Origin of the sequence: Marisediminitalea lipolytica (assembly GCF_001758465.1) — a bacterium.
GTDB lineage: Bacteria > Pseudomonadota > Gammaproteobacteria > Enterobacterales > Alteromonadaceae > Alteromonas > Alteromonas lipolytica.
In genome coordinates, this window is record NZ_MJIC01000014.1 from 361,025 (window position 1) to 387,395 (window position 26,371).

Genomic DNA, 26,371 nt, shown 5'->3' on the forward strand with positions numbered 1-26,371 from the left:
TTGCCTAAGCAAAATAAAAATTAGAGAGTAACAATGAGTACACAAGATTTAATCAGTAAATTATGGAACCTCTGCCACGTATTACGTGACGACGGCGTTACCTACCACGAGTACCTTAACGAGCTGACCTATCTTATTTTCCTCAAAATGGTAGAAGAAACCGGCCAGGAAGAACTGATACCCGCAGGATTTCGCTGGAGTGATATCGAAAACTTCAACGCCGCGACCCGCCTAGAAGAATACAAAAAACTACTTATTCATTTAGGCTCGCATGGCTCGTTAATTACCAAAGCGATTTTCGCCGATGCCTCAACCTGTATTCGTAAACCGGCAACCCTTAATAAGCTGGTTACTGAGATCGATAAGCTGGACTGGTACTCAGCCAAAACCGAAGGCCTAGGGGATATGTACGAAGGCTTGCTGGAAATTAACGCCAGCGAGAAGAAATCCGGTGCAGGCCAGTATTTCACGCCCCGCGTGCTTATCGACGCCATGGTAGAACTAATGCGCCCAACCCTTAGCGATATGATTGTTGACCCTACTGCCGGTACAGGCGGCTTCCTTATCGCAGCTCACAAGTATTTAGAGCAGCAAAACAGCATTGATACGCTGGATGAAGCCGCGTACGACAGATACCAGCACAGAACGTTTTACGGCATGGAATTAGTGCCAGACACACGCCGCCTCGCCATGATGAACCTGATGCTGCACGATCTAGCGGTAGACGATAATAATTCAGGCGTACTGTACGGCGATACCTTATCAAACGAAGGTAAAGCATTACCCAAAGCATCACTTATTCTGGCAAACCCGCCATTTGGTACAAAACAAGGGGGGGGAGTTCCCACCCGCGATGACCTGGTGCATTACACCAGTAACAAACAGCTCGCATTTTTACATGCCATGTACCAAACCATGCTCAAACCAGGTGGCCGTGTTGCAGTGGTATTGCCCGATAACGTATTGTTCGAAGGCTCTACAGGCCGCAAGATCCGCAACGATCTCATGGAAAAATGTAACCTGCATACCATCTTGCGCTTACCTACCGGTATTTTTTATGCCGCAGGGGTAAAAACCAATGTGTTGTTCTTCGACAAGCCAACCGATGTGAACCAGGACAAAGGCAATACCAAAAACGTGTGGGTATACGACTTGCGGGCAAACATGCCGCAATTTGGTAAACGCACGGTGCTCACCAAAGCCCATTTTGATGAGTTCTATAAAGCTGTGGGAAGCGACCTGACCAAGGTAGACGAAGCACAGCGCCAAGCCTTTATCGACAACCATCAAAACGGCAGTGAAGTGGGTGACGTCGATACCTGCCGCCTGCGCAAATTCACCCGCGAAGAAATTGCAGCCAAAGAAGATTCACTCGATCTCGCCTGGATTCGTGATGACAGTGTAGAAGACGCATCAAAACTCCCAGAACCTGATGTGCTAATTAACGAGGCCATAGAAGAGCTGGCAGGCGCAATTACCGATTTGCAATCGATACTCGTAGAACTGGATGTAGCAGAGGCATCGGAAGAGGTTGTGCTATGAGTGAGTTGCCAAAGGGTTGGAAAAAAGAGCCTTTAGGAACATTTGTTAGACTAAAAAATGGTTATGCATTTAAAAGTAAGGATTTTGTTGCTAAGTCTGAAAACACGTTTCCGGTTGTAAGAATTTCAGACATTCAGCACGGTAGAGTGCTTGTTACTGATTCTACACATATTGAAAGTGCTATAGCTAATTTTAAATTCACTGTAGAAAGCGGTGACCTATTAATTGCCATGTCCGGTGCAACAACTGGTAAAACAGGAGTTTACAGAAGCACTGAAGTAGCTTTTCAGAATCAGCGGGTTGGAAATTTAAAGCTAGTCGATGAACAGAATTCATGTCCTCGATATAGAAATTACTTAATTGCGAGTCTCAAAGAAGAAATCATAAAAAAAGCTTATGGTGCAGCACAACCGAATATTTCGGCTAAAGAATTAGAAGGAATAGAAGTAAATATTGCGCCATTTGATGAACAAAAACGCATCGCAGACAAACTCGATAGCGTGCTCGCGAAAGTCGAAGCCGCCCAGGCACGCCTCGACAAAATCCCCGCCATCCTAAAACGCTTCCGCCAATCCGTCCTCGCCGCCGCCACCTCCGGTGAACTCACAAAGGATTGGAGAGCGACTCAAGGCTTAGAATTAAGTTCTTGGAATGAGTACCTTTTTGAAGATATAAGCACACAGATTACGGTTGGCTTTGTTGGTAAAATGGCCGATAAGTATGTTGAGAGCGGAATACCGTTCTTGAGATCACAGAACGTTCGTCCGTTCAAATTTGATGAAAGGAATTTGCTTTTTATTTCTGAAGACTTCCATCAAAAAATATACAAATCCAGACTTGAAGCTGGTGATTTGGCAATAGTTCGATCTGGAGCGCCTGGCACAACTTGCGTGATCCCTGAAAATCTAGGAGTCGTGAATTGCTCTGATCTTGTTATTGTTCGGCCAAGTGAAAAGCTTGTTTCTGAATATGGTTGTATCTTTATGAATTCAACTGCGGCTCAGGGGACAGTTAAAGCAAATCAAGTTGGTGTTGCTCAACAACATTTTAATGTTGGTTCAATGAAAAAAATGTTGATAAACCTCCCAACTAAGCATGAGCAAGAAGAGATAGTTTTTCGCGTTAATCAGTTGTTTGAACACTCCTATTTAATTGAGAAAAAATATGAGATGGCGTTAATTAGAGTTAAAAAGCTAGAGCAGTCAATTCTATCTAAAGCCTTCAAAGGCGAGCTGTTATCAAGTTCAGTAGATTCTGACATAGAATCAATCGAAAGCTCTGTTGAGACATTGAATGCGTGAGTTAGGCATATGCAAAAACTCCGGCCGTCTTTACGGCGGGAGTTCATCCTCCGGTGTGCCAATTACCGAAGTCGTCAATATCTTCCCAATCAGGTTCGAAGATGACCTCATCGTACCGACGATGCGAGAATATGATGGTTACGATGGCTTGGTTTTCAAAGAAGAAAGTTTCGACCCGATTACGCGAGTAAAACGCGGTACTGTCTACTCTCTGGAGGAGTCTCAGCCTAAACAATGGTGGGTTCAGGATTCAGCTCGAAAAGATATTGAATATCATGCAAACGTTGGATGGGCAGCACAATCTCTCTTTGCTACCAGTTACCGGATTCATCCGTTAACCCAACTGAGGGGAATTACAAAATTACCTCAAGTCACGCTTGGTTCAAAGCCGCATACTTCACTGTGGAAGATTATTGCAATCGAAACTCAGTTTGATGGCAAGCCATTGTTAACCTTAAAATCTATTCGAAGCCTTGGTGTCATCCCAAATATTAACTTTGAGCAGTATTCCAGTGATGCACAGGCGAAGCTCAAAACAGCGTTAGAAAGTGTTGAGATGGCCGCTAATCGATTCGTACCTTTAGACACCGTTGATCGCTGTAGAGACGCCCTCAGCATCGTATTTGGAGATCTGGCGGGCAATCTAACACTGGATTTAGGTCAGGGCATCAAAAAGTATATCGAAAAGAATAAAACCGCATCACCAAATCGAGACGGACAAGATTTAATATCTAAAAATGGCGATATCGTGCGTTCACTTCACGCGCGAGGCAAACCTAACGAGAGTCACAAAAACAATACTCGCCCAGTAGACGAAGAAGACGCCAGCCTGGCACTCAATTGCTTATGGTTTGTATTAACAGAACTGGATGACCGATATGCCAGATAAAAAATCACCAGCACAAGCGGAGTTGCCACTTTTCGAGTTTGATGATGAAAGTCGCAGTGAACAAGCTGTTCAGAAACCTTCTGTTCCTGTTGAAAGTGAATTTGCCAAGTACATTGTTTATGTAGATGAGAGTGGCGATCACAGTCTGCAAAGCATTGATGAAAACTACCCCATTTTCGTGCTAGCTTTTTGTGTATTCCATAAAAGGCATTACAGCGAAGCTATTGTTCCCGCGCTTGAGAAATTTAAATTTAATCACTTTGGCCATGACCAGATCGTATTGCACGAACATGAAATCAGAAAGGAAAAAGGTAACTTCAATATCTTTCGTTCTCGTGATGAGAAGTTAGCTTTTCTGAGCGAACTGACTGAAATCATCGAGTTCAGCAATTTTATTCTAATCAGTTGCACTATCGATAAACGAAAGTTAACAAAGCCAGCTGACTTAGAAACTAACCCATACCACATGGCCTTAGGTTTCTGTATGGAAACGCTTTATGAGTTTTTACAAGAGAAAGGCGATGAACAAAAGAAAACGCATATCGTAGTTGAATGCCGAGGTAAAAAAGAAGATAGAGAACTAGAGTTGGAGTTCAGGCGAATTTGCGACGGCAATAATCGTTTGAATATACCACTTCCATTTGAAGTGATTTTTTCAGATAAGAAGGTCATGTCCTCAGGACTACAATTGGCTGATCTGGTAGCAAGGCCGATAGGTTTATATACCTTTAAACCGGAACAACCCAATCGTGCATTCGAAATCTTGCGAAGAAAATTCTACTGTGACGGCGGTCGAGAAAAGGTTGGAAAAGGATTCGAGGGAATTGGAATGAAGATTTACCCGCGCTAGAAAGCGAAAAGCCCCGATGATCTCACCGAGGCTGTAGCGCCGACCGGGTAACTCCCAATCCACTTGCCGTAATTATGATGTCGGGATCTACTATAGTCAAACGGTTTGTTTTATTTATTTTATCTCTTTGGCGTTGAAATGATGATATTAGCCATACAAACGAGGTTAATTTCATTGAGCAATATTAATGGAAGCTCAAAATACAACTAATTCAACGAATAAGCTCATTCAATCATTTTATGTAGTAATTGACCATTCAGAATCGCAGCTTTTTTCGTTCTTACAGGATTCGCTTTACGATATGATTTTATAGAGTAATTGCTAGTATGATTGAGTAGGTCGCTAACAGTTTCTGAGTCTAGTTCTGCTAGTCGATCAACCATGGTTTCTCTGAAGTCATGTAATCTGATTTGATATTTAATTTCCCCTTCAGGCGTGAGAGTGTAAAAGTTTAGTTTCATTCTGAGTTCATCCCATGGCTTAGCAAAATTCGTTCTGTGGCCTGACTCACTTCTTTTTGATGGAAAGAGGTAAGCGTTTGGTGCCTTATTCTCTAATTTAGCGATATAGCCTATTAGAATCGGAAATAACTCGTCATGAAAAGGTGCCCAAACCTGACGACCGCCTTTGACCGTGAGTTTTATCTTTTTAATAGAAAAATCAATATCTTTTATTCGAAGTCTGACTACTTCTGAGGTGCGGCATTGGCCAGTCATTTGAAGAGTCATAAACATCATGAATTGTTCACAATGGTGAAGAGAAATTTCTTCGAGTATTTTTTTGAGGTCTTTTTCATCAATGATTACATGGCGTTGTACGTTAAGCTTTTTCACTTCATGGAAATTTGCAGATTCCAAATGGGATAAGAGCCTGTTTTCAAGACAGAAATTTGTAGCAGCTTTTATGTATGTCACAATCCGGTCGTGTGTGCCATGAACATGACGAAAGTTCTTAAGATAACCTCTGAATATGGCTTTGGTCATCATTGAAAGCGGCATATTTAGCAAACAAATCTCCCGTATTTTTCCGCTTGTTGCCACTGGATAGAGATTTGATAGATGAAGTCTGATTAGTGATTCAAGACGGTTTGCTGTGTCAGAATCGCTGCCTTTATCATTATTAATATGGTTTTGTATGTAAATATCGAGCAGATCTGCAATCGTCTCTGGTTTGTTCAATAGAAGACGATTTATCTCTGATTTATTTAACTCGCTGATTTCATCTCTGATGGCATGAAAATTCGAGATAGCTTTCTCGATATCACTAACGGAGGGCAAACTCTCGGATTGCCAAGATTTGAGTTCAATTCTAGTGCCACCTTTTCTACCGCTGATAATGCAACTTGCCGAGTTGACTTCCAGCTTTATACTCTTGTAACGTTTGCCATTGCTCTCAATTGAAAATGACCTTCTGCCTTTCGGATCTAGAGCTTTGATTTCTTTCGGTGTTTTGGTCGCAATGTCCTGAACTGATATTGCCAAACTCTTCTTCATATTTGGTTTATCAGAAAACTCCCTGACTACCTCGTAGCTCTTCACTTTAGATGGAGGACTGATGAATCCAACTTCTGGCTTAACTTCTAAAGGTCGAGATTGGGTAACTTCTATTGGCACAAAGCGAGTAGCCTGCGTTGGCGAAATTGATAAATCACTAGAATTCGAGTTGTGAACTGAATACTCTCCATCTATTTTCAAGGGTAGATTAAGGACTGAATTCTCTGAAAAATACATTTTACCAGTAGATTTACTGCTAAATGGAGTCAGCAATCCATCCTCGACCAAATCATTAATAGCTTCAACAGGAAGACCTGTTTTGGCTGCTACTTCTTCAATCACGAGAAACGCAACAGAGTTTCTTTCAGAACGTGGCTGATACGCTCCTGGAAACTCGCTGTGTTGTTTATGTGATTGATATTGCAAGAAATTCCCCTTGGTTTTCGATCATGGTATGGTGTGGATAAAATCGCGACAACTCCGCTCAGTTAAAATCAATGCCTTATAAAAAAAGATGGGAATGTAATATTATGATTTTTAATACTTTTATTTTTTTGTTTTACAGGTCGGAGTTGAATATTTCGGGTATAGTTTTTTTGGGGTAAATGAAAAACGCTTGAAAAAGGATGATAATAGTGGCAAGCAGGAAACTGGCAGTCTTGATAGACTCTGAAAACACGCCTCATTCAACGCTCAGTCTGATCATTGAAGAACTGAGTAGTTACGGTCAAATAATCGTTAAAAGGGCTTACGGAGACTTTTCTAGCGATCAACTTAAGAACTGGAAGAAGCCATTAAATGAGTTAGCCATTCAACCACGGCAACAGTTCGCATATACATCAGGCAAGAATTCAACCGATGCATTGATGATTATTGATACGATGGATCTGTTGTACTCAGAACGATTCGATGCAATTGCCCTGGTATCCAGCGACAGTGATTTTACTAGTCTAGCTACTCGACTTAGAGAGTCTGAAGTGCATGTTATAGGAGTGGGTAAGGCAATGACGCCTTTATCATTCAAAAACGCTTGTAACGACTTCATTGCGATTGAGAACCTGAATGATACCGAAAAAGTGTCAGACGATTCCGTAGTTCAATATAACGAGTTAGAACGAGAACTGTGGCGGTTAATGCACCAAGCTTGGCAGAACTACAGAGATGAATCTGGCTGGGCAAACCTTGGAGAAGTAGGGAAGTATCTGAAGCGAATGAAGCCGGATTTCGACCCAAGAAACTACGGGTTGAAAAAGCTTTCAGATTTCTTCGAGAAGTATTCTGACCGTTACAAGGTAACGACGCCCAAAGGCTCAGGTCTTTCCTTTAAACTGATTACGAAATCAGAGAAAAGTGAGAGTGTTTGATCCACTAAAGATAACTACCGGTTGCTTTAATGATATTGACTTTGATACTACTTCTGGCACTTACTTTCAGTATAGCTATCATATTGATAGCCGCCTATTTAACGCTAAATAAAGAGCGGGCATAGCCCGCTAAAAATCTATTCTAACTTCTCAAGCCAATATGTCTGTATTTGTGCAAAGTAACTTTTGGCTGAAGTTAAAAATAGTGCTTCGAATTCGTCGGTGAAAACTAGGTAGAACAACTTCACAGTTGAAGTCCGGCTTAGCATCATCGAATTGGATAATTATAAGCCGCTTCTATATGTGGTTACCTGAAATTTTTAATACAAAAGACTATCTTGAGCTTCTTCTTCGTCTAAAATTTCTCGTTGTTCATAGATGACTTCCAACGCGACTGTAAGCCTATTTTGTATGTCAATTTTCATTATGTCAGAGTTAATGTAATTGATTAAACCACAGTAGAAATAGGTAGGCATATCTGAAAGCGCGCTTTTTAAGCAATTCTCACTTTGGCATAATTCCTCAAGAAGAATAACGTTGTCTTCTATTCTTTTCTGGTGGATTAGTTCTAGCAGAATGGAAAGCATCACTAAGCCATAGAAATGAACGCCAATATCTTGAGATAACGAATTATCTTTCCAAGCTGAACTCTCTAGCAGTTCATTCCAGCCGTTAGATTTTTTGTGTGCTCTATTTAGTGACGCGGTTATCTCAAATTCGGATAAATCGGCGTCAGCTTTACAGTATTCTGGTGGTCTGTTTCCAAAATTAAAGTCAACGTTAAGTTTTTTCTTCAAACCTTTTAACTCAAAGTTTACCTCACCTAAGTGGACTGCTGAAACCTGGTTGAGGTTACTAATCTCTTGATGTGTAGTGAATAGCCGTAAAAGTGAATTTGATAAATTAAAAAATTGCTTCTTACCGATGTGCTTGCAGTACAAATAACTAACAATGTTAGACTTTAATAATGATAAATCTTCATCAGCAGTATAATGTGAGAAACGTTGAGCTTTGAAATATTCATTGAAGCCCACTTTCAATTCATCCTCGTTAATAAAGCTTAGTAATTTGAAAATATTCGCTTTATCTCTGTTTCTAACGTTGTAGAATATACTTGTCAAAGGATAAATTTCTATATTCCAACGCTGAAATGATCTGAATATTTCAATCACTTTATTTTTATTGATATCGAAATCTTCATAAGTAATTTCATTGTTTAGTGAAATGAATAAAAACTCTCTTTCTAAATCAATTTTGCATTGACTTAAGTTATTTAAATTATAGCAATAGTTTGGTTTTCCTTTGGTACACCCATCAACCTGATGTGCTGGCCAATTCAGCAACGCATTAATCGCCGAGTTTACAAACTGTGCTTTTACTTCTTCCAGATCATTATAAGTAAATTCAACTCGTTCGTTGATCCAATATTCTTCTGAAGTAATTGGGTTATTTATGTAACCGGAATACTCTGTTCGGGCGAGAGCTTCTCTGTATTCACATTTGTTTTTTTGTAATACTGTAAATAATATTAATGATTTGATTGCCCAAGAGGTTCCATTGGTGTGTTCTAATTCAATTGACCGTTCAAGGGCTGTTAGTGACCTATCGTAGTCTCCCATTTCATAAAAGTTTTCACCTAGCAATTGATAAATAAAGGAGCTTTCTCCTTCACTTTCCAGTTTCTCATTCAACTCGATTATTGCGTTCCAATTGGCTAATTCGTGGGTATCTTGGAGATCTAACATTTCATTGTTGCCAACTACTTTTTGCATCATTTCTCGAAGGCTTTGAGTAGTAATGTCGACTTGTGCATGGTTGATAATTGACTTGTAAAAAATCGGCAAGTCTTTGAGACTATTTTGCGTTCGTATCATATCGTCTTGTAATGTTCTTCTTTTTTGCTGAACTTTCAGGCTAAATGATTTCTTGTCAACGCCTTTTAAAAGCTCTCTATAAGGAGCATAGCTAGAACCATCTCTGCCAAACAAATAAGTGTATTGTGTTAATATTATTAAGTTATCAACTAGAGTTTCTGCTTCTTTTTTAACCATCGTTTTCTCAACTCGACCGTGGTCGTACTCACGGTCGTCAACTACGAAGCGCTTTTCAAAATCCTCTTTTGATTTAAGGATGTAACTTATTTTGTTAGCTAGTTTTGCGTGGTCTTTGTAGCCTAGGTTTTTTACCATCTCGGTTAATGCTATTATCATATTAGAGTCCATTCTTATTCCCCTACCTTTTTTAAGTTTTTAATCTTTTTTTCATAATGGTTATGGCCACATAAATAAATCTGACTTAAATCAGAAAATAATAGGCGATAATGTTGATTTAATTTCACAGAGTAGTGACTCTTCAAACCTGCCAGCTTTTTACTGTTAACTTTCATCTTGGATGGCTCATTGATGATATTTCTGGCTTTAGTCTCGACCCAAGCAGGGCAATACCCCAAAACGGTTATGTTCTTCATTTGAATCTCCTCAACGTTCAAATGAAATTTTTAGGCATACCAATTTGGGAGCATACAAAAAAATTTTCAGCAGATGGCCAGTTCCAAATTGCTTTTTGGCTCTTCTACTCCAATATCAATAAAAAATGCGGGCTAAAAGCCCGCAGAATGTTAATCCAACTTTTCAGCCCAATGGTCTATCAAGGTTGTGAGATAATAAGCTGGGCCAGCTAGGAATAAAGTCTCAAATTCTTCAGCGAAAAGCTCACAAAATGACGATATTTCATCTACGTACATTAGTAGTATGACATACATCATTTCACCGCTGACATAGCGTTCACAGTCGAGTTCAGATTCAGCGATTATCGACTTGGATAATGACAATCCCAGGACTCTTCCTGCAACATCACGATGCAAATAGATATAACGGCTGAAATCTAACTCAATCTCATCACTCTGTTGTGACGCATTTGCCAATAACAATACCGTGGAGTGGTCATCCCAGGGAGATTGGCTGGCTCGCTTATAAATTCGAATAAATTGACTTTGATTACTCATAATAAAAGTTCCTTGTGTTTGGCCTATTTGTAGGTAGGCCAAACCGGAGGAAACTATGGCATGAGATGGATAATTTCTGATTCAGGCCAGTTATGGTTAAGCAGATTTAACAGCCAGGACGTGTTATCGGGAGGAAAGCTCCCTCTTTGTTCACGCAAGGAATTTATGACTCTGGTTAATTGGGCGAGCTGTGAAGGACTGATATCGGTTTGGTATCCGAATTGGTTCAGCCACCTTCTTACCGTTGCGCTATTAATAGTGATGAATGTTACCTTGGTCCTATCCATCAGGCTCTTACCAGTCGTAATGAAAGGGATCGTCAAAGCTGGAAAAGGTATCTTCAATACCATTATCAAAGACGTCGAAATCATCACTGCTGTACATCACGTGTCCTCCTGCATCAATACCGCTTTCTTCAATTTCTGGAAAACCTGTACACGGATTTACGGCAGGGATTTTACTGTCCTCGTGTATAGGATGTTCTTCATTGTGAGAGGGAAAGTCAGATGTCTGCCTTAATGATTCTTGCAGGATATAATCATCGATGGGGTTACCAGGTTCTTCGGTTTCCCATTCGAGTGGTTCTGACTCAAAGTCATTATCTTGATTAGGTTTAATGTATGCCTCTTCAATCTTTACTGAAAATGTTTGTTCCGTGGTGACGTTTAAAAACTGGGAAGCGTGGAAGTGAGTAGATATCAACGATAGCGTTGGCTGAGCTAGCGTTTTAATGTGGACAGATTCAGCAGGCTTTTCTTTACCGTAGTTTTCAAGTTCGGCAAGGGAGTAATGACCTAATAGTTCGACAAGCGTCATGGCGGAGTACCTCAATTTTAATTAACAGAGGTACAGGTACATTAATAATTTTTAAGACAAAATCAAATACAAAATGCGAAAAAGAGCGGAGACGCTAAATCGCACTTTTCTGATAAGAACAATACGCCGTTATGCAATAGCATGACGGCAATAAGCGAGCTTCAACGAAGCTCAATAACCGGCGTAGACGAAGTGTTTCAACGAAAGACTTCGGCGAAGCCAGTGACTGTGCGCCGTGGCGTACTTCCCGAAAAAAGGTTTCGCTTCAGCGAAATTCGAGACATGAAACAACGTGCCATGACGATGAACCAAAAATCAATTTCATTGAAATTGAACAGTGCATCACGATGTGATGAGACGCTGTGCGCTGCACAAGTCGACACGGCATTTTTGCGGGAAGTACGGCGCAGAGCGCGGTACAGTCACTGTCGGCTTTTAGCGCTAGTGTCGCAGACACGTAAAGTGATTGCGTTGCCATGGCAACATCAGCAATCACGTGCGATACAAGGCGATTCAAAATCAGCGAAAGGCGCTGGTTTTTATTCTGCAACGCAGAAGCGGTTGCAACAAGTGTTGCCGTTGTCGTTCCGTGCACGAAAACAGATACTCAGGTAACGAATCAGGGAATGATTTTATGTTTATCGAGGTAAAACATCGATAATTCCGCCTGGCTAAAACCTACCTCCTTATATCCACAACAAGGAGGGATTAATGAAACAACTCGAATTCACCGGATTGCCAACGGCACTTCAGCATCAACTTTATATCGATATGCGCTATCAGCCAGCGGCCAGTAATAATGAAACGGGCAAGCGCCGGTTACATTGCACCATCAAATACGCTGCACGGCTCGGCATGATAAGCCCGATATTCATTAGCTGGCTGTATGGTATCAATCGTTCATTAGCTTTAGAGCATTTGAATAAGCTCGTTAAAGCTGATTTATTAAACGTCGCGCCGACGGTGCGTGTGCCAGATGGAAGAGTATATGTACTCACCTTGGCAGGCGCTAAACTTGCCGAAGAACTGCTGCTTCAGCATGTACCATTCCGCTCATCCACCAACCCACAGCTACAGGTAAATCAAAACACTTTAATGCACGATGTCATTTTGCAATACGTGCTGGCCAGAGGAATTCATAATGTTGATGGGGATGGTAATTATCGGCCTCAATGGACAGGCTTTATCAGTGAAAAGGAATTCAAACGCCTGTACCCCTCAAGTACCATTCGCAATGTAGATGGCCTGGTGATTGAGCCTGATGGGGCCTGTTGCGCCATTGAAATTGAACATAGCTATAAGCCAATTCAGATACGCAAAAATATCCTTTTAAAATACCGCGATGCGCTACAGGATAGCCTATACGATAAGGTATTTTTTATATCCCAGTCATTGCAGATTTTGCAGTACAGTAAGCGAATAAATGGTTTAGCCATGGACACCCTAACAAGCATTGTTGACCGAAAGACTGGTAGGTCACCTTTGAGTGATAACGACAGGAAATTACTGGAAGACCGGCTTATTTACCGGACGAAATTCTGTGAAGAAATCTCAACGCTCTTCTATCCATAAAAAATGCGCCCAATGGGCGCATTAATGTTAATGACTCAGTTATTCAGAGTCTTTGGTACATATCCAGATAAGCCCTGCACTCATATAAAAGCAGGAACTCAGCCACAAAGTATTAAATCCTGCGTAGAGTTCATTGCGGTCGAGTCCTGGCTCCGAAAGAAGTCGCCAGAAACCAGTGAGCAAAAAATAGATGAGACATACGTCCCCCAGTCTTAATATCAACTTTATCCACCAATCTACAGAATCTTTTTTGTACTTACTCATATTTATCCTTTTTACCTTTATTGGTTTTTTATAAAGGGATGGCGTGAGGTAAATATGAGGGAGGTTGGAACAGGGAATTTACTCAAGCCAGAAAAAAGCCAGGGGGAAACCGTAGTTTCCCCCTGGCAAGTGACCTGTCATGAGTGACGCAATATCCCGCCTAATGCTATCGCACGCTTTTGTACTTTAGCATCGCAAAGTCTCTACACTTGCCTTCCAAAGAAATATCGATAACAGCATAACGCGCAATAGCTAAGATCGAACTAAGAGAGGTAGAGTCTCTCGGACACATACATTATTTAGGACGTTGCAGGTTGCGCCTGTATGTGTTGTGTTGAACCTATATTCAAATAGGCTAGCCTCTTGGAGAATTAAGCGGTTTTTCTAAATATTTCAGCATAATCCCCAGTTTTTTTAATTTTTGTGATTGTGACAAAATGAGATGGTGCGGTCAGGGCAGCTTAATTAGCTTTCCTTCGGATTTAACTTTTGATGCATGTCATCACCATATTTAGAGGACGTTAAAGTAACAGAGATTATGTAAGGGTACTTGAACCTGGAACAAACAAGGTCGGCGAGATGCACGCCAGAAATATGCTACGACCGCACATTTTTTATCACACGTTATTACTATGAGGGCACAACAACCCTATAGTCTGGGACAACATTCCTTAATTTAAGTACAAGAGACAAACGACAAAGATTCACAAGCATAACATCAGGACAAATCAATAAAGCTTATTGATTTCGCTGTTTTGGGGTTCAAAGATGAATGAACTGAGGACTTACAACGGTTCGATTTCCTATTTCTGACTTTGGTCAGAGGCTGACATTGTTGTTTCGTTGTGACAAATAGAGGCCATCCGAATTGGATGGACTGGCTTGATGATTATCGACAACACTGACTGTTCTACAAAAATATAGTTTGAACATAATTATCCAGTATCTAAATGCACTTTATTATCTAAATATCAATGAGGTAACATGCTTAAACCGATTGAAAGGTTAGGTATTTGTCGCTTACGATTAGTTATTATTTTTCTATTCTGAAGTAAGCAATGTATAAACCTCTTTATAAATTCATTTTAACTAGTTTTGCTGTGATTTCATTATCATCTTGTTCAGTAGGGTTTGGTGATGTTAGAAGAACAGATTATGCCCATAGAGTTGAATACGAGACATCTATGAACTGGCAACAAGCTTTCAGAGTTATTAAAAACAATTCTATTAGATGCTATCAAGGAAACGCAGGAATAATAGGAACAGGAGCAACAACAACCGTAAACGCAAATCTGTATAACGAATTAGGTGAGGCAGAAATTCAAATCAACGGAAATCTAGGCACGTTTCTTCTGTTCGAGATCATTAAGTTAGATGAAGGTGCAAAAATAGTTGGATATTCAGCAATGAGCACTTGGACAAAAGAGTTATATTACTTAAAACCTGTTAAATCGAAAGATGGAGAGCAGTTTATATTCGATTGTTAATAAGATTCATGTAAACCAACAATCAATAGATTTTCTGATGAAGTATCAGTAATAAGCTGTTATGCATAAATCACACTGAAAGGAAGATGTGTTGAAAAATATAGGATTTAATTTTACAACCAATGACTTTAGATATTGCGTGCTTGAGAAAAATGGAGCCGCTGTTGCATTCGTTGAGAAGGACAAAATCAGTTATCCTAAAGCACTTGATGTGGCATCTACCGCCGGGTGGCTTGAGACCCAGATTGGCCTGCTACTTGATAAGCATACTCCGAATGCAGTTGGCTATAAATTGCCATTAACGCATAGTTCAACAAAGCCAATTCAGAATTCTATCTTCCCACTCGGAATTTTAAATCTGTGTTGTAATAAGAAAAATATCTCAATCGCTCATTTTACCAGTCAAGGTATAAATGCAACAAAATTTGGCCTCACCAAAAAAGATGATGTTTATGCCTATGTAGATGCTCATATCGGCCAACATCCTCCATATTGGGATAAGGCGACTAAAGACGCTGCACTGGTTGCATGGTTTCTGTTATGAAAAAGCCTGACAAAATCAGAAAATTTGATGTTGTTGATTTTTTAGGAAATGGGAATTTTGGTTTTGTATTTCAAGCCTATGACCCTCTCCTGAAAGCTGACAGGGCAATAAAGCTAATAAAAGTTCCAAAACCTGAAAAGTTTGTGGAAGCCGTTAAAGAAGCTCAAACACTGGAAGCTTGTAGGCACAAGCATATAGTTGACGTGAAAGAGGTTGATGTCTTCGTCTATGAAGGAACTCCATGCGTATACATAGCTATGGAATATTTGGCGAAAGGCTCAATTCAAAAGCATCTAGAGAGTCGATTTATTTCTATCCAAGATTCGCTGAGGATCGTATCTGAAGCTCTTTTGGGTTTAGAGCATGCCCATAATAGCAATGTGCTTCACAGAGATATTAAGCCTGGAAATATCTTGTTTGGAGATAATGGGGAGGCGAAATTATCAGACTTCGGGTTGGCGCTCGACTATCATGTTGACCCTTCAGATACGATGGGTTATCGACCTCACCAGCCATTAGAGGTCATAGAAGGTAATCCTATGGATAAACTTAGCGATGTATACGCTATGGGTATTACCTTGTTTCGACTCATAAACAATATTCCCGAGGTTGAATTCAACTTTACAACAGTTGATGAGTGGCATGCAGCTGTAAAAGCCAATAAGTATCCAGAACGGTGCTATCAGCCTCATATCTCAAGAAAAATAAAGACGGTTATAAACAAAGCTATTAACAATGATCCTAGAAAGCGGTTTCAAAGTGCAAGTGAGTTCAGGCAAGCATTAGAAAAGATTGGCATTCCTATTGATTGGCGGCCAATTGATGATGACTCATGGGTGGGAACTGGGATTAATGGTGAAAGCTTTGAGCTGCAAAAACAACGCAAAAGGAATGGATGGATTATTGAATATAAAAAAAATGGAAGAAAAGTGAAAGAAAATTGCTACAAAGAATTGTCTGATAGCCAGGTAGGTTTGGAGTTCTTCAAAATAATTAGTTCAAGCAATGCATAACAAACGCATGTTGTCGGTCTGGTTTTACGCTACACTCCAAACCAGCCGCAAATGCGGTCGTTAAATGTCCGTTACTTGTCTTTAACTGACTATCAAATAGCGATTAGAGATTTCAGCTATTAGTTCAAATCAGTCTTCCATAAATAGCCAATACATGTTCGTTCATTAACGAGTGGTAGGTTCGGCAAAGGCGTGAATCTTAAAACAGACGAACTTAGGTTAATTCTCCTTTGGTGACGCTTTATAGCCAAAAAGGAGAATTACTATGACCAAAACTTTACACTCATTCACTGTATCTAAAATTTTAGATGAACTATCCCGACTTTTTGTCGACCATGAATATGAAATAGACGAGCTTAGGTTAGAGGATGATCAACAATCCTGTGATCTCTTGCTCAGTATATTGCTACGTCAGTGTGCTGATGATTCTAGAGAGCGTTATCCATTTCTTAAAGATTTGAGTGGCTTACTATGTTCTCACGATCTCTTTAAAACGGAATTAAAATTTCAAGATCTAGAGTATCTGAATCTGGTTTATGACGATGAGCAAAATCAAATTAATGACCCAGAAGAATTATTGAGATCGTAGAGTTCCGTTTGTTTCCGAGATTGTTCCACTGAATTACTGACTTGTTCCACTGACTTTGCTAGTATCCAAAGTGGAACAAAAGTGGAACAGAAATCCCTAAAGTCTCTCTAAGTTGTTGATTTAATTGGTTTTTATTTTGTAAATGGTGGCCCCACCTGGACTCGAACCAGGGACCTAACGATTATGAGTCGTGTGCTCTAACCAACTGAGCTATAGGGCCATTGTTGCGTGAAACGCAGAATATGCGTGGTTGATTAACCAAGCGCGCGCAAGTATAAGCAGTTTTTTGGTCGTTGTCACCCCATGTGGCGATTACTTGATGTTTTCTTATACTGATCAATACTTGGGGCAGGTATACAAAGTTGCTGAATAATCGCTGGGCAACGTTAAAGCTCGGGCGGTGGCTATAGCTTAGTGCAAATATCTTAATAGTCTGCTATCTTTCAGCTACTTATACTAAAACAAGTCTTTATTCGGCATTTGAGTTGGGAGATAACAATGACTGAAAAGCCCTATTTGGTCAGTGGCCGTAATACCATCATCCACAAAATTCGTAAATTTGATTTATTACTGATCAATGGTAACGATGATCCGGCGGTAGTGGTTAACTACAAAGGCATAAAGGAATATACCGGTAAAATCCCGGATAATAAGCGGGAAGCAAAAATGATGGATATGGAACTGGTAGACGTAACCAGTAGTGAAGTATTTGGCGATGAGAAAACGCTGATTTTTATTCAAACGCTTAACGGTAAAGAATACAAAGTGGATTACTCTAAAAAGGGCACTTCGCTGTTTATTCGTGTGCATCAGGACAGCATTTTCTAAGCACCAGATGGTGCCCTGTTGGTAGTATTTCAGATTAAGTACTACCAACCAGACAGCCGGCTCTGGCGGTAATTGTTTTATTTAGCCTAAATTTCCCCACCCAAACGGATCCTGCGAATTATACCCTGTAATAACCCGGCGTTTTCCTTTTAACTGCACGTAGCGTGGTTGATAGATGGAAAACTGACAAATATCCTTTGGCGTGGTTTCTGACGGATTAAGCTCACTTACAATACCAGCCTGATTAAGTCCTTCGGCCACCAGTTCAGAGCAAAACCAGCGGTTAAATTTTTTGCGATTGTAAGTTATCCAGTTAAACCAGCGGTGATCATCAAAAACATCAATGGCTGCGCCAAACAGCTGCCAGATATCGTAGGACTTACCCATTTGTTCGGCCAAAAAGTCGTGGAACGTATGCCACTGCTGATGCAACTGCTGTTTTGCTTCGCTATGCAGTGGTAACCACCATACATCGCCTTTGTAGTGTTTAATTCGCTCACCCACGTAGTTATGCATTACGCCCTTTTTACCTTTGATGGAAGTGGCTTCAATCATGGTGAGATCGCTGGCTGTCGAGATGGAGCGATTATCGGTAGGTACGTCGATAACCATTGCTGTATGGGTTACTACAGAGCGGGTAGTAAATTTGGTCCAGCGCGAGAATAAGCTGGTACCGCCAAAGGCAATGATATCTCCGGGTTCAATGAGGTGTTTAATTTCCTCATAGGGTTGTTCACTAAGCATGCTATTCCTTTTCCTGCTTGGTTTACTGATGTGTTGTGCGGCCTTGTTCTGTTTTCACGTACTCCTTGCTCGTGAATGAAACGGGGAATGTTACAAAGTGTGTGATACACACGATTAACAATCGGGGAAGAAGGACCGGTTAACTGCATTTATATCCCTTTTGTCGCAAAATCTCAAATACACGTAAATTAACGCTTTGCAGGCAACCTTTTGGCCTTGCCAACCTACTGTATTAGGGCGAACTGGAAGAACCCGGCTGTATCTTCCCGTCGTGTCGGCGAATTTAAGAGGATAGTGTCATGCAAAAAGTTAATAGTGTTATTCGTTCTGCCTGGTTAGCAGGTTCTGCGTTACTGGTGGCAGCAGGAAGTGTTTCTTCGGTTCAGGCTGCGGCGCTGGACAGTCATGTTGAAAGTAAATTAATTGCCGTATGTAAGGCAATTAAAGCTGACAGTCGCATAGACTTGCAGCGGGCAGTTAAAGATAGCGGCATCAGTTATCACCGTCTGGCCGATGGTCTGGTGTGTAACGGTATGGATATGTACACCTTTGCCATGCAGCACGAAGCGCAAAGTACTGGTGCCATCATTGCTCGCCGTACGGATCTCGACGAACGCAGCCTGACGGCAAGAAAGTAAGTTTTTATTAGGTTTAAATGCCTCCCTGGGCTTGGGCTGTGGTCACACAGTCCTTTTTTCGGAGACTGATATGGCAGCGTTACCGTCAGAGCAGTGTGATTTAGTGCGTTTTGTGGCTAAACCTGGCGCAGATACTGAAGCGTTCAGGCAGTGTTTAATTAGCCACTCAATATCTCCCGTTGACTGGCAGGTATGCCCGGATCTTTGTTCGGGGTTACTGGAAAATCTGATTAACCAATATCAGTCTGGCACAAGTCAAACCCTGACTATCGGTATCGTTGTGGTTGATTCGGCCTCGTTGAATGAGCTTGAGGGGTTAATCAGCCCGGAAATTATCAGCGTAATGTGCGGCAGAACAAATCAGGATGCACTTAAGGCATTTAACGCGGGGATTGATTCGTTTTTTTGTCTGTCGGCAGATGTCACGGCGAAAAAGAGGCAAATTCAGCAGTTGATAAAGCAGTATCGGGCGCTGACTGAAACGATAAAATGGCGGCTAGCCAGTGAAAATCTGGCCCGGCAGCGAGCGTGCTCACTGGCGCAGCTGATCAACAAATTACATCAGCAAAAAAGCGGCGTTGTTCCGCCAACCCCACAAATTGCCCTGCGATGCGGTGCTCAATGGCAAAATGTGAGCCTCGAAAGCATCCGTTATGTTGAGGCCGCGGGCGACTACATGTGCGTATACACTCAGGAAGAAAACCTGATCGTGCGTTCAACCTTAACCGAGCTGTCTCAGCGGCTACCGGCGGATCTGTTTACCCGGGTTAATCGCTCAGTGATTGTTAATACACGGTTTGTTAAACGTCTGATAGCGCTGAATGCACGGGTAAGTTATGTTGAACTGACCGACGGCAGCAAAATAAAAATCAGTCGGCGATTAATGCCGCGCTGCAGTCAGCAGCTGGATTTAAGCCTGTCACAGCCATAACCGGTATTTTTTAGACTAATCCCGCAGATAAGTGCTTACAACTGAAGTCGGCTAGTGGTTTAACCGCATCCTCGGTATTATCAGAGCTTTATGGATAAGCGGAGCATTGTGGGTGCATATAATGTCCACGGTTACGGGTTGGCTGATTATTACGGGTTGCTATTTGCTGGGAGAGTTTATTGTGCAGATGGCCAGTATTCCGCTGCCGGGGGCCCTGATTGGGTTGTTGTTATTACTCGCTGGCCTCTTACTGCGCCAGCGTCCGGCGGTAGCCATTAGCCGTGGGGCGCAGCCTTTACTTACCCACATGTCGGTTTTGTTTGTGCCGGCGGTTATCGGCGTTGGTTTGTTTTGGGATGAAGTACGTCAAAACGCCTTAGGTATCACGCTGGCCCTGGTTGCCACCACCATTATTGCGCTGGGCTTTACGGCCTGGGTTGCGCAGTATTTAATGCACCGCAAGGAACAGCGCTAATGCTGCGGGCAGAGTTAGCAATCTCCTACATTATCGAGCGCATGGGCGAAGTGCTGGTTAGCACCGCTTCCACAGATGGCGTGTTCTGGTTAGTCATCACTTTGCTGGCTTATGCCGTCGCGTTAAAAGTATTTCGTGCATTGAGTGGTCATCCGTTAGTGCACCCGCTTACCATTACCAGCTGTATTGTTGGCCTGGTGATGTGGCTGTCGGATGCTTCTGCCGGCTCCTATCGTGAAAACGCGGCATTATTGCAGTGGTTGTTAGGCCCTGCCACGGTGGCGTTGGCTGTACCTATGTTTAATCAGTGGCAAAAAATTCGTCAGTTGGGTGCGCCGCTTATAATCAGCGTGGCCGTGGGCGGCATAGTTGCGCCATTACTGGCCTGGGGCGTGATTTATTTAACCAGTGCGCCGCTGGCTATTCAGATGACCATGCTGGTTAAATCCATCACCAGCCCGTTGGCTATGGAAACCGGCGCGGCTATTGGCGGTATTCCGGCGTTAGCCGCAGTGTTTGTTATTCTTACCGGTATAGTGGGGGCGCTGGCTGCACCGCTAACCTATCGTACATTAGCGGTTACCTTACCCGAGGCGCAAGGCGTTGCTCTGGGCGCGGTTTGTCATGCGGTAGGTACGTCTAAAGCCCTGCAAATGGGCGAGGTGCAGGGGGCTTTAGCCACCGTTGGGCTTGGTCTTAACGGTATTTTAACGGCTATTATCCTGCCTCTTTTCTTCTAAGTTTTTTCCGGTTCAGGCTGTTTTTAACCAGCGGCATGTTGCATTAAAAAGGTGCCATTAAGTTTGATTTTTGGCGTCTGACTGCTATTTGTTAAAGAGCGCGTTCCCACAATGGGCTGGTCGTTTTTTAATTTTGGATAGCTATGTTTTCTGTATTGATTTGTGATGACTCATTGGTGGCCCGTAAACAGGTGGCCAAATGTCTGCCACAAGACTGGGAGGTCGCAATTCATTTTGCCAAGCACGGCGGCGAAGCAATAGAGGCGCTAAAGGCTGGCAAAGGGCAGGTGTTGTTACTGGATTTAAATATGCCCGAGATGGACGGGTATCAAACCCTGGAAGCCATTGGTCAGCTGGGCTTAAAAACCAGTGTTATTGTGGTGTCGGGTGATGTTCAGCCAGAAGCCCACGAGAGGGTTAAAAAGCTCGGCGCGCTGGAGTTTATTCGTAAGCCGGTAAATGCAGAGGAGCTGCTGGCGGTATTAAGCAAACACGGGCTTATTGATGGGCCGGAAGAAGCCCCCGAGACTGAGTTTTCTCCACTCGATCCGGATATCCGCGACTGCTATCAGGAAATCACTAATATCGCCATGGGCCGGGCGGGCGATCACCTGGCCAGAACGCTAAACGTGTTTGTGCATTTGCCTATTCCTAACGTTAATCTTATTGAAGTGTCAGAACTGCACATGCTGCTGTCGGATATCGATAACCACGAGCGTGTCAGTGCCGTGTGTCAGGGTTTTGTCGGGCCGGGTGTGCAGGGTGAAGCCCTGTGTATTTTGAGCGACTCAAGCCTGGAAGACGTGGCAAAAATATTAAACATTACCGGTGAGGTAGACGACCAGAAGCAACTGGAACTGCTAATGGACGCCGCCAGTATCCTTATTGGTACTTGTTTAAGTGGCATTGCCGAGCAGCTGGATATTAGTTTTGCCCAGGGCCAGCCAGTGGTGCTGGGGCAGCATCGCAATATTACCGAGATTATTGCTACCAATAAACTTAAATGGAAGCGCACGCTGGCCATTGAAATCTCCTACGGACTGGAAGGCTACCAAACCGTTTGTGAACTGCTGTTACTGTTTACCGAAAGCTCAATGGAAACTCTTAATTACAAACTGGCCCACCTGCTGGAGGATTTTTAATGTCTAATGACGCTTTGGACGACATGCTGGAGTTCCATTGGATCATCGATATGCTGCAAACCGTAGATGTGGGGATTGTGGTGCTGGATCGCGAGTTTAAAATCAAAATGTGGAACGGCTTTATGGAAAGCCACAGTGGCAAACTGCCTTCTGAAGTACGTGATCAATCTTTATTCAGTTTGTTTCCGGACATTAATCGTGATTGGTTTGCGCAAAAAGCCAAACCTGTGTTTGAGCTTAAAACCCGTGCTTTTATGTTGTGGGAACAGCGACCGTATTTGTTTAAGTTCTCTAATTACCGCCCAATCACCAGCAGCGAACAGTTTATGTATCAGAACATCATTCTGGCTCCTTTGGTTTCTGCCACTGGTAAGGTAGATAACATCAGCATGATGATTTACGACATGACCGACATTGCCAGCGGCAAAAAGCAGCTCGAAGCACTGCAGGTGACACAAAGCGAAGCGCAGGAGCGCGGAAGTCGCGGTTCCTGAATACCCGGCGATTTATTGCGAGTAAAGTGCGATAGTTGACCGCAAGGATCCCGGTCTTTATCGGTAACCCTTTCAGGTTACTGTTTTCAACCTGATTTTTAGCTCTCTTGTCTAAAGCGCCTTTTCATTTCCGGTGTAAGTTTCACAATATCGGTATGAAAAGCATTTCCCGTTTATTGTTCATTACACTGTTTGGTCTGGCCTCAGGATTTTCGAATTCTGCGCTGGCCCATTACAGCTGTGATGTAGATCTAAAGTACGGTGTTGTCGTTAATGATGACCAGCTTCGCGTGCTTAAAGAATACGTCACGCTGTATCAGATAAACCATCAGAATCAGCTGTTTGTGCGTGGGGAGTGGTTAAAGCTGAATGATGAGCAGGCTGCGCTGGTCAGTCAGTTTTCCAGTGGTTTGCATTCTGTGGTACCCCAGGTAACCCTGCTGGCGACCACCGGCATTGACCTGGCCGCCGAAACGGTTCAGCAGATGTTTTTGTCATTGCTTGGCAGTAACCACGACAGTTACGAAAAGCTCAATGATGTTATGGATAAAATGAAAAAGCGGGTACGGCGAAAATTCCAGTATGCGCGAAGTCATTATTATCTGGGGCCCACTGCCGGCGAAGGGCTGGATGACGAAGTGGAAGTGGATTTGGTGGTACCCTTATCAAAAACGCTGACTACCTCCATTGGCAGTATACTGACCACGCTGGGCGCCATGGATTCTGATAAACTGGCCGTGGATCAAACCGAGATGGCCATGATTAATCAGCGTATTGCTCATTACGCCGCCAACACCGATGGTGATGGGCCGCCTCAGGGCACTACCTTGCCGGAAAAAGCGCGATGGTATTGTGATTATTTTGGCAAACTGGATGCGCTGGAGCAGCAAATGCAAAAATCCATCCCCCAGCTTGGCGGAATGGATCTTATCTACCTTAAACCCCACAAAGACTAGCTTGGATCGGCAATTTGTCGATTATACCCGGGCGCAGGCTATTTAAGTAATGACGACACCGATACCGAAACATTGACCGCGCCCTTATGGATTTCATCCATAACGCCCTGGACCTGGGTAATTTGCTCGTTGGTCTGAGCAACGTTACTGCGCACGCTGGCCATTTGGTCGGCGGCGCGGCCCGATAGCTGTTTGTTTTCGCTGACCACGGATTCTATTTCCACGGTAGATTCGCTGGTGCGACTGGCCAGTTGTCTCACCTCATCGGCAACCACTGCAAAGCCCCGGCCCTGATCGCCGGCTCTGGCGGCTTCGATGGCGGCATTAAGCGCCAGCAGGTTAGTTTGGTCGGCAATGGAACGAATGGTTGAAACAATAGCTTCGATATTGCCGGATTGTTCGGTTAGTCGGGTCATAATTTCGTGCGTGGTTTCCATCTGATGGCGGGCGTCGTCAGAGGCTTTTACGGACTTTTTCAGTAAATCGTTGCCTTGTTCGGCAATCTGAGCGGTCTCTTCGGCGGTAGAGAAAGCCAGTTCTGCTGCATTGGTGATAAGCTGTTTCTCTTCTATCTGACTGGTAACGTCAGTGGCAAATTTTATCACTTTCAGCACATTACCGTCCGCACCCAGAATCGGGTTGTACGTGGCTTCTAACCAGATTGCTGCGCCACTCGCTGTGCGGCGTTCAAACAGCCCAGTCTGATGTTCACCTTTACCCAGACGTTGCCAAAAGTCTTTATGGCTATCTAAAAATTCCTGGGTACAAAACATCGAGTGATGCTTGCCTTTAATCTGTTCCATGGAATAGCTCATAGCCTGTAAAAAGTTACGGTTGGCTTTTCTAATCGTTCCGTTGGGCGAAAATTCTATAACAGCCGTTGATTTATCCAGCGAATCATTAACCGCTTTCAGGGAGCTGATTTCATCCATACGGTCGGTGACGTCAGAGGCTATTTTCAGCACAGAAGTCACCCGGTTATTAGCATCTTTAATCGGAATATAAGTGGCTTCCAGCCATATGTGATCGCCATTGGCTTTTTTACGCTCAAAGGTGCCGGTTTGTGGCTGGCCGTCGCGCAGTTGTTGCCAGAACTTAGCGTATTCGTTAGAGCTGGCGTAGTCACCTAAACACAGGATGCGATGGTTTTGCCCCACAATTTGCGAAGCCGGGTAGCCCATGGTCTGACTAAAATGGTGGTTAACGTCCATGATATCGCCATTGGGGGTAAATTGAATTGTCGCTACAGCATCTCTTATCGACTGGATAAGATGCTGACAGGTGTCGGCAACGGCCTGAACCTTATTTAACTCAGCATTGTGGCGAGAAAGAGAAACTAACATTAATCGGCCTCACAGCATTTTCAACATGATGTTCTGCTTAATCCTTAGGTCCTTTCGTGGTGATAAATTAGCAGAGTTATTGTTATGGCCAGCATCCGGCGGCGTTAATGGCACCCAGAGAGCGGATACTAATTGAATTATAGACGTTTTATAAAAATGTATAGTAAATGATCAATCTTTAAGTGGGGGCGTGATAAATCAGGAGAGCAGATAGAGCACCGTTTTAAACGGTGCTTTGAGAGGAATTTAAAGTTGTGCTTTAGTGGCAGTAGCAAAAGCCACATGTAATTTGTGGTAAGCGGCTTCGTTAATAAAGTGCGGATAAATAGTATCCCCTTGCCATTGCTCAACCTGGCCGCTAAAAGTAGTAAAGACAGGATCCCCCTGGGTTAGGGGTTTAAAGTCGCTGTCCTGCAGGGCAGGATGGATCATGGCCAGGCGCTCGCCTTGCTCATCCAGCGGAAAAGTAATGTTTTCAATAAACCGAAACACGTCACAAGGTGGCAATGCAGGAACCGAATTGCTGTTATAAAGCAGCACGAAATCTAAAATTGCCAGTGCCATTTTGTGAGTCAGTTCATATACATCGGCGCGTAATACGCCCTGCGGCTGAGCACCTACTTCAATCATTATCCCGCGCTGACCCAGGGTACAAAGGTATCCGTGTTCGGCGTAAGGTTTTTCGTCTTCCACCAGTATGTTAGCTTCGGGCATCTGCTGTTTTACATAGCGGGCGAGTTGAGTGTGAAACTCATCGGCCTCAAGGATAATCAGGGTTGCGCCCATGGCGCTGGTGGTATTGTGAATGTCGATCATTAAGTCGATTTCTGAACTGCCTTTCGGACCCCAATGCTGATTTAACGCATGGGCCAGCCTGGCTTCCTGGCTTTGTGGTTGTTTGTTCAACAGCGCAGGCGTGAACTGGCGGTTTAAATCTTCTTCCAGAAATCTTACGTTAGCATCGATGGCGGCCTGATTAGACAGGTAACAATCGATGTTAAGTGCCTGATAGGCTGCCGGCACGCCAAAGCGCTGCCAGTTTCTGACCAGCTGAATACCGCTGGTTTCGTTGCCGTGGGTGCCGCCCACAACGGTAATATTGGTTATCATTGACTTGATTGACTTCTCTAATGCTTAAAAAAATCGTCAGGCTGTTTGCTCAGCATGGCTTCTATTTCTTCCGGATCCAATAAACTCAGATCGGCTTGCTCGGCTTTGGTGGCGATGACTTTTTCTTCTGAAGCCCACTCACCAAGGTCGATTAACTGGCATTTTTTGCTGCAGAAAGGACGAAACTCACTGGTCTGAGACCATTCTACGTCTTGCTGACAGGTAGGACATTTTACTTTCAC

28 protein-coding genes and 1 tRNA gene are annotated in these 26,371 nt (G+C 43.0%); 19 read left to right on the plus strand and 10 right to left on the minus strand.

The genetic code is table 11. From position 1 onward, the window contains the following. Nucleotides 1-33: 33 nt before the first annotated feature. Genes BFC17_RS12630 through BFC17_RS12645 form a run of 4 tightly spaced genes read left to right on the plus strand, consistent with a single transcriptional unit; the run spans nt 34 to nt 4,582 of the window. Nucleotides 34-1,542 (plus strand): class I SAM-dependent DNA methyltransferase, encoded by a 1,509-nt coding sequence (locus tag BFC17_RS12630; protein ID WP_070176837.1) that lies wholly within the window; start codon nt 34-36, stop codon nt 1,540-1,542. Beyond that, complete coding sequence (locus tag BFC17_RS12635; RefSeq protein WP_070176838.1) at nt 1,539-2,843, plus strand: restriction endonuclease subunit S; 1,305 nt, start codon at nt 1,539-1,541, stop codon at nt 2,841-2,843. Before BFC17_RS12630 ends, BFC17_RS12635 begins: the two co-directional genes overlap by 4 nt. After that, a complete protein-coding gene (locus tag BFC17_RS12640) occupies nt 2,836-3,732 on the plus strand; it encodes a hypothetical protein (protein ID WP_139142071.1) in 897 nt (298 codons plus the stop codon). Before BFC17_RS12635 ends, BFC17_RS12640 begins: the two co-directional genes overlap by 8 nt. Next, nucleotides 3,722-4,582 carry a DUF3800 domain-containing protein gene (locus tag BFC17_RS12645; RefSeq protein ID WP_070176840.1) on the plus strand — a complete coding sequence of 287 codons (861 nt, stop codon included), beginning with the start codon at nt 3,722-3,724 and terminating at the stop codon, nt 4,580-4,582. Before BFC17_RS12640 ends, BFC17_RS12645 begins: the two co-directional genes overlap by 11 nt. Before the next feature lie 224 nt (nt 4,583-4,806). Here the strand turns inward: BFC17_RS12645 and BFC17_RS12650 are convergent, their stop codons facing one another. Next, on the minus strand, nt 4,807-6,501 hold the full coding sequence (locus BFC17_RS12650; protein WP_070176841.1) for a tyrosine-type recombinase/integrase: 1,695 nt from the start codon (nt 6,499-6,501) through the stop codon (nt 4,807-4,809). A gap of 209 nt (nt 6,502-6,710) precedes the next feature. On the opposite strand from BFC17_RS12650, the gene BFC17_RS12655 reads away from it, so the two are divergent. Continuing rightward, complete coding sequence (locus BFC17_RS12655) at nt 6,711-7,439, plus strand: NYN domain-containing protein (RefSeq protein ID WP_070176842.1); 729 nt, start codon at nt 6,711-6,713, stop codon at nt 7,437-7,439. A gap of 320 nt (nt 7,440-7,759) precedes the next feature. Here BFC17_RS12655 and BFC17_RS12660 read toward each other — a convergent pair whose 3' ends face one another. The 4 genes from BFC17_RS12660 to BFC17_RS12675 form a co-directional block, all read right to left on the minus strand. After that, nucleotides 7,760-9,661, minus strand: a complete 1,902-nt coding sequence (locus BFC17_RS12660) for a tetratricopeptide repeat protein (protein WP_070176843.1) — start codon at nt 9,659-9,661, stop codon at nt 7,760-7,762. A gap of 2 nt (nt 9,662-9,663) precedes the next feature. Next, a complete protein-coding gene (locus tag BFC17_RS12665) occupies nt 9,664-9,906 on the minus strand; it encodes a ParE family toxin-like protein (RefSeq protein ID WP_070176844.1) in 243 nt (80 codons plus the stop codon). Between the two features lie 150 nt (nt 9,907-10,056). After that, complete coding sequence (locus BFC17_RS12670; protein WP_070176845.1) at nt 10,057-10,443, minus strand: hypothetical protein; 387 nt, start codon at nt 10,441-10,443, stop codon at nt 10,057-10,059. A gap of 294 nt (nt 10,444-10,737) precedes the next feature. Then, nucleotides 10,738-11,259, minus strand: coding sequence for a hypothetical protein (locus BFC17_RS12675; protein WP_070176846.1), 522 nt, complete (start codon nt 11,257-11,259; stop codon nt 10,738-10,740). A 141-nt stretch (nt 11,260-11,400) separates the two neighbouring features. Between BFC17_RS12675 and BFC17_RS12680 the strand changes: the two genes are divergently transcribed. The 6 genes from BFC17_RS12680 to BFC17_RS12710 all read left to right on the plus strand — a co-directional run bounded on the left by BFC17_RS12680 (nt 11,401) and on the right by BFC17_RS12710 (nt 16,728). Next, nucleotides 11,401-11,874: a hypothetical protein gene (locus BFC17_RS12680; protein WP_070176847.1), complete on the plus strand. Its 474-nt coding sequence runs from the start codon at nt 11,401-11,403 to the stop codon at nt 11,872-11,874. A 96-nt stretch (nt 11,875-11,970) separates the two neighbouring features. Then, complete coding sequence (locus BFC17_RS12685; protein ID WP_070176848.1) at nt 11,971-12,831, plus strand: hypothetical protein; 861 nt, start codon at nt 11,971-11,973, stop codon at nt 12,829-12,831. Between the two features lie 1,322 nt (nt 12,832-14,153). Continuing rightward, nucleotides 14,154-14,582, plus strand: coding sequence for a hypothetical protein (locus tag BFC17_RS12695; protein ID WP_139142072.1), 429 nt, complete (start codon nt 14,154-14,156; stop codon nt 14,580-14,582). A gap of 91 nt (nt 14,583-14,673) precedes the next feature. After that, a complete protein-coding gene (locus BFC17_RS12700; protein WP_070176851.1) occupies nt 14,674-15,126 on the plus strand; it encodes a hypothetical protein in 453 nt (150 codons plus the stop codon). Further along, nucleotides 15,123-16,139 carry a serine/threonine-protein kinase gene (locus BFC17_RS12705; RefSeq protein ID WP_175439566.1) on the plus strand — a complete coding sequence of 339 codons (1,017 nt, stop codon included), beginning with the start codon at nt 15,123-15,125 and terminating at the stop codon, nt 16,137-16,139. The genes BFC17_RS12700 and BFC17_RS12705 overlap by 4 nt, the downstream gene beginning before the upstream one ends. Before the next feature lie 265 nt (nt 16,140-16,404). Then, nucleotides 16,405-16,728, plus strand: coding sequence for a hypothetical protein (locus BFC17_RS12710; protein ID WP_070176853.1), 324 nt, complete (start codon nt 16,405-16,407; stop codon nt 16,726-16,728). A 143-nt stretch (nt 16,729-16,871) separates the two neighbouring features. Here the strand turns inward: BFC17_RS12710 and BFC17_RS12715 are convergent. After that, a tRNA-Ile gene (locus BFC17_RS12715) sits at nt 16,872-16,948 on the minus strand. A gap of 278 nt (nt 16,949-17,226) precedes the next feature. Between BFC17_RS12715 and BFC17_RS12720 the strand changes: the two genes are divergently transcribed. After that, nucleotides 17,227-17,556, plus strand: coding sequence for a hypothetical protein (locus tag BFC17_RS12720; protein ID WP_070176854.1), 330 nt, complete (start codon nt 17,227-17,229; stop codon nt 17,554-17,556). A gap of 81 nt (nt 17,557-17,637) precedes the next feature. Here BFC17_RS12720 and BFC17_RS12725 read toward each other — a convergent pair whose 3' ends face one another. Beyond that, a complete protein-coding gene (locus tag BFC17_RS12725) occupies nt 17,638-18,300 on the minus strand; it encodes a hypothetical protein (RefSeq protein WP_070176855.1) in 663 nt (220 codons plus the stop codon). Nucleotides 18,301-18,599: 299 nt separating this feature from the next. Here BFC17_RS12725 and BFC17_RS12730 point away from each other — a divergent pair, with 299 nt between their 5' ends. The 7 genes from BFC17_RS12730 (at nt 18,600) to BFC17_RS12760 (ending at nt 23,676) form a co-directional block, all read left to right on the plus strand. Then, nucleotides 18,600-18,938, plus strand: coding sequence for a DUF3718 domain-containing protein (locus BFC17_RS12730; RefSeq protein WP_083271715.1), 339 nt, complete (start codon nt 18,600-18,602; stop codon nt 18,936-18,938). A gap of 70 nt (nt 18,939-19,008) precedes the next feature. Further along, a complete protein-coding gene (locus BFC17_RS12735; RefSeq protein ID WP_070176856.1) occupies nt 19,009-19,869 on the plus strand; it encodes a LytR/AlgR family response regulator transcription factor in 861 nt (286 codons plus the stop codon). Nucleotides 19,870-19,990: 121 nt separating this feature from the next. Further along, complete coding sequence (locus tag BFC17_RS12740) at nt 19,991-20,344, plus strand: CidA/LrgA family protein (RefSeq protein WP_070176857.1); 354 nt, start codon at nt 19,991-19,993, stop codon at nt 20,342-20,344. Then, nucleotides 20,344-21,084: an LrgB family protein gene (locus tag BFC17_RS12745; protein ID WP_229680939.1), complete on the plus strand. Its 741-nt coding sequence runs from the start codon at nt 20,344-20,346 to the stop codon at nt 21,082-21,084. The genes BFC17_RS12740 and BFC17_RS12745 overlap by 1 nt, the downstream gene beginning before the upstream one ends. Before the next feature lie 143 nt (nt 21,085-21,227). Beyond that, the gene (locus BFC17_RS12750) at nt 21,228-22,226 is read left to right on the plus strand and encodes a response regulator (RefSeq protein ID WP_070176858.1); all 999 of its coding nucleotides are present in this window, start codon (nt 21,228-21,230) and stop codon (nt 22,224-22,226) included. Then, a complete protein-coding gene (locus BFC17_RS12755) occupies nt 22,226-22,720 on the plus strand; it encodes a PAS domain-containing protein (RefSeq protein WP_070176859.1) in 495 nt (164 codons plus the stop codon). The genes BFC17_RS12750 and BFC17_RS12755 overlap by 1 nt, the downstream gene beginning before the upstream one ends. 155 nt (nt 22,721-22,875) lie before the next feature. Beyond that, entirely contained in the window at nt 22,876-23,676 is an 801-nt protein-coding gene (locus BFC17_RS12760) for a DUF2884 family protein (protein WP_070176860.1), read from the plus strand. 38 nt (nt 23,677-23,714) lie between these two features. Here BFC17_RS12760 and BFC17_RS22925 read toward each other — a convergent pair whose 3' ends face one another. The 3 genes from BFC17_RS22925 to yacG all read right to left on the minus strand — a co-directional run bounded on the left by BFC17_RS22925 (nt 23,715) and on the right by yacG (nt 26,371). Continuing rightward, the gene (locus tag BFC17_RS22925) at nt 23,715-25,019 is read right to left on the minus strand and encodes a methyl-accepting chemotaxis protein (protein ID WP_070176861.1); all 1,305 of its coding nucleotides are present in this window, start codon (nt 25,017-25,019) and stop codon (nt 23,715-23,717) included. Nucleotides 25,020-25,265: 246 nt separating this feature from the next. Then, nucleotides 25,266-26,129, minus strand: a complete 864-nt coding sequence (locus BFC17_RS12770; RefSeq protein WP_070176862.1) for an aspartoacylase — start codon at nt 26,127-26,129, stop codon at nt 25,266-25,268. Between the two features lie 17 nt (nt 26,130-26,146). Further along, on the minus strand, nt 26,147-26,371 hold the full coding sequence (gene yacG / locus BFC17_RS12775) for a DNA gyrase inhibitor YacG (RefSeq protein ID WP_070177193.1): 225 nt from the start codon (nt 26,369-26,371) through the stop codon (nt 26,147-26,149).

Coding starts and splice junctions, on each gene's coding strand:
- BFC17_RS12630 (WP_070176837.1), top strand. CDS start 34: ATGAGTACACAAGATTTAATCAGTAAATTATGGAACCTCTGCCACGTA.
- BFC17_RS12635 (WP_070176838.1), top strand. CDS start 1,539: ATGAGTGAGTTGCCAAAGGGTTGGAAAAAAGAGCCTTTAGGAACATTT.
- BFC17_RS12640 (WP_139142071.1), top strand. CDS start 2,836: ATGCGTGAGTTAGGCATATGCAAAAACTCCGGCCGTCTTTACGGCGGG.
- BFC17_RS12645 (WP_070176840.1), top strand. CDS start 3,722: ATGCCAGATAAAAAATCACCAGCACAAGCGGAGTTGCCACTTTTCGAG.
- BFC17_RS12660 (WP_070176843.1), bottom strand. CDS start 9,661: ATGGACTCTAATATGATAATAGCATTAACCGAGATGGTAAAAAACCTA.
- BFC17_RS12665 (WP_070176844.1), bottom strand. CDS start 9,906: ATGAAGAACATAACCGTTTTGGGGTATTGCCCTGCTTGGGTCGAGACT.
- BFC17_RS12670 (WP_070176845.1), bottom strand. CDS start 10,443: ATGAGTAATCAAAGTCAATTTATTCGAATTTATAAGCGAGCCAGCCAA.
- BFC17_RS12675 (WP_070176846.1), bottom strand. CDS start 11,259: ATGACGCTTGTCGAACTATTAGGTCATTACTCCCTTGCCGAACTTGAA.
- BFC17_RS12680 (WP_070176847.1), top strand. CDS start 11,401: ATGACGGCAATAAGCGAGCTTCAACGAAGCTCAATAACCGGCGTAGAC.
- BFC17_RS12685 (WP_070176848.1), top strand. CDS start 11,971: ATGAAACAACTCGAATTCACCGGATTGCCAACGGCACTTCAGCATCAA.
- BFC17_RS12695 (WP_139142072.1), top strand. CDS start 14,154: ATGTATAAACCTCTTTATAAATTCATTTTAACTAGTTTTGCTGTGATT.
- BFC17_RS12705 (WP_175439566.1), top strand. CDS start 15,123: ATGAAAAAGCCTGACAAAATCAGAAAATTTGATGTTGTTGATTTTTTA.
- BFC17_RS12710 (WP_070176853.1), top strand. CDS start 16,405: ATGACCAAAACTTTACACTCATTCACTGTATCTAAAATTTTAGATGAA.
- BFC17_RS12720 (WP_070176854.1), top strand. CDS start 17,227: ATGACTGAAAAGCCCTATTTGGTCAGTGGCCGTAATACCATCATCCAC.
- BFC17_RS12725 (WP_070176855.1), bottom strand. CDS start 18,300: ATGCTTAGTGAACAACCCTATGAGGAAATTAAACACCTCATTGAACCC.
- BFC17_RS12730 (WP_083271715.1), top strand. CDS start 18,600: ATGCAAAAAGTTAATAGTGTTATTCGTTCTGCCTGGTTAGCAGGTTCT.
- BFC17_RS12735 (WP_070176856.1), top strand. CDS start 19,009: ATGGCAGCGTTACCGTCAGAGCAGTGTGATTTAGTGCGTTTTGTGGCT.
- BFC17_RS12740 (WP_070176857.1), top strand. CDS start 19,991: ATGTCCACGGTTACGGGTTGGCTGATTATTACGGGTTGCTATTTGCTG.
- BFC17_RS12745 (WP_229680939.1), top strand. CDS start 20,344: ATGCTGCGGGCAGAGTTAGCAATCTCCTACATTATCGAGCGCATGGGC.
- BFC17_RS12750 (WP_070176858.1), top strand. CDS start 21,228: ATGTTTTCTGTATTGATTTGTGATGACTCATTGGTGGCCCGTAAACAG.
- BFC17_RS12755 (WP_070176859.1), top strand. CDS start 22,226: ATGTCTAATGACGCTTTGGACGACATGCTGGAGTTCCATTGGATCATC.
- BFC17_RS12760 (WP_070176860.1), top strand. CDS start 22,876: ATGAAAAGCATTTCCCGTTTATTGTTCATTACACTGTTTGGTCTGGCC.
- BFC17_RS22925 (WP_070176861.1), bottom strand. CDS start 25,019: ATGTTAGTTTCTCTTTCTCGCCACAATGCTGAGTTAAATAAGGTTCAG.
- BFC17_RS12770 (WP_070176862.1), bottom strand. CDS start 26,129: ATGATAACCAATATTACCGTTGTGGGCGGCACCCACGGCAACGAAACC.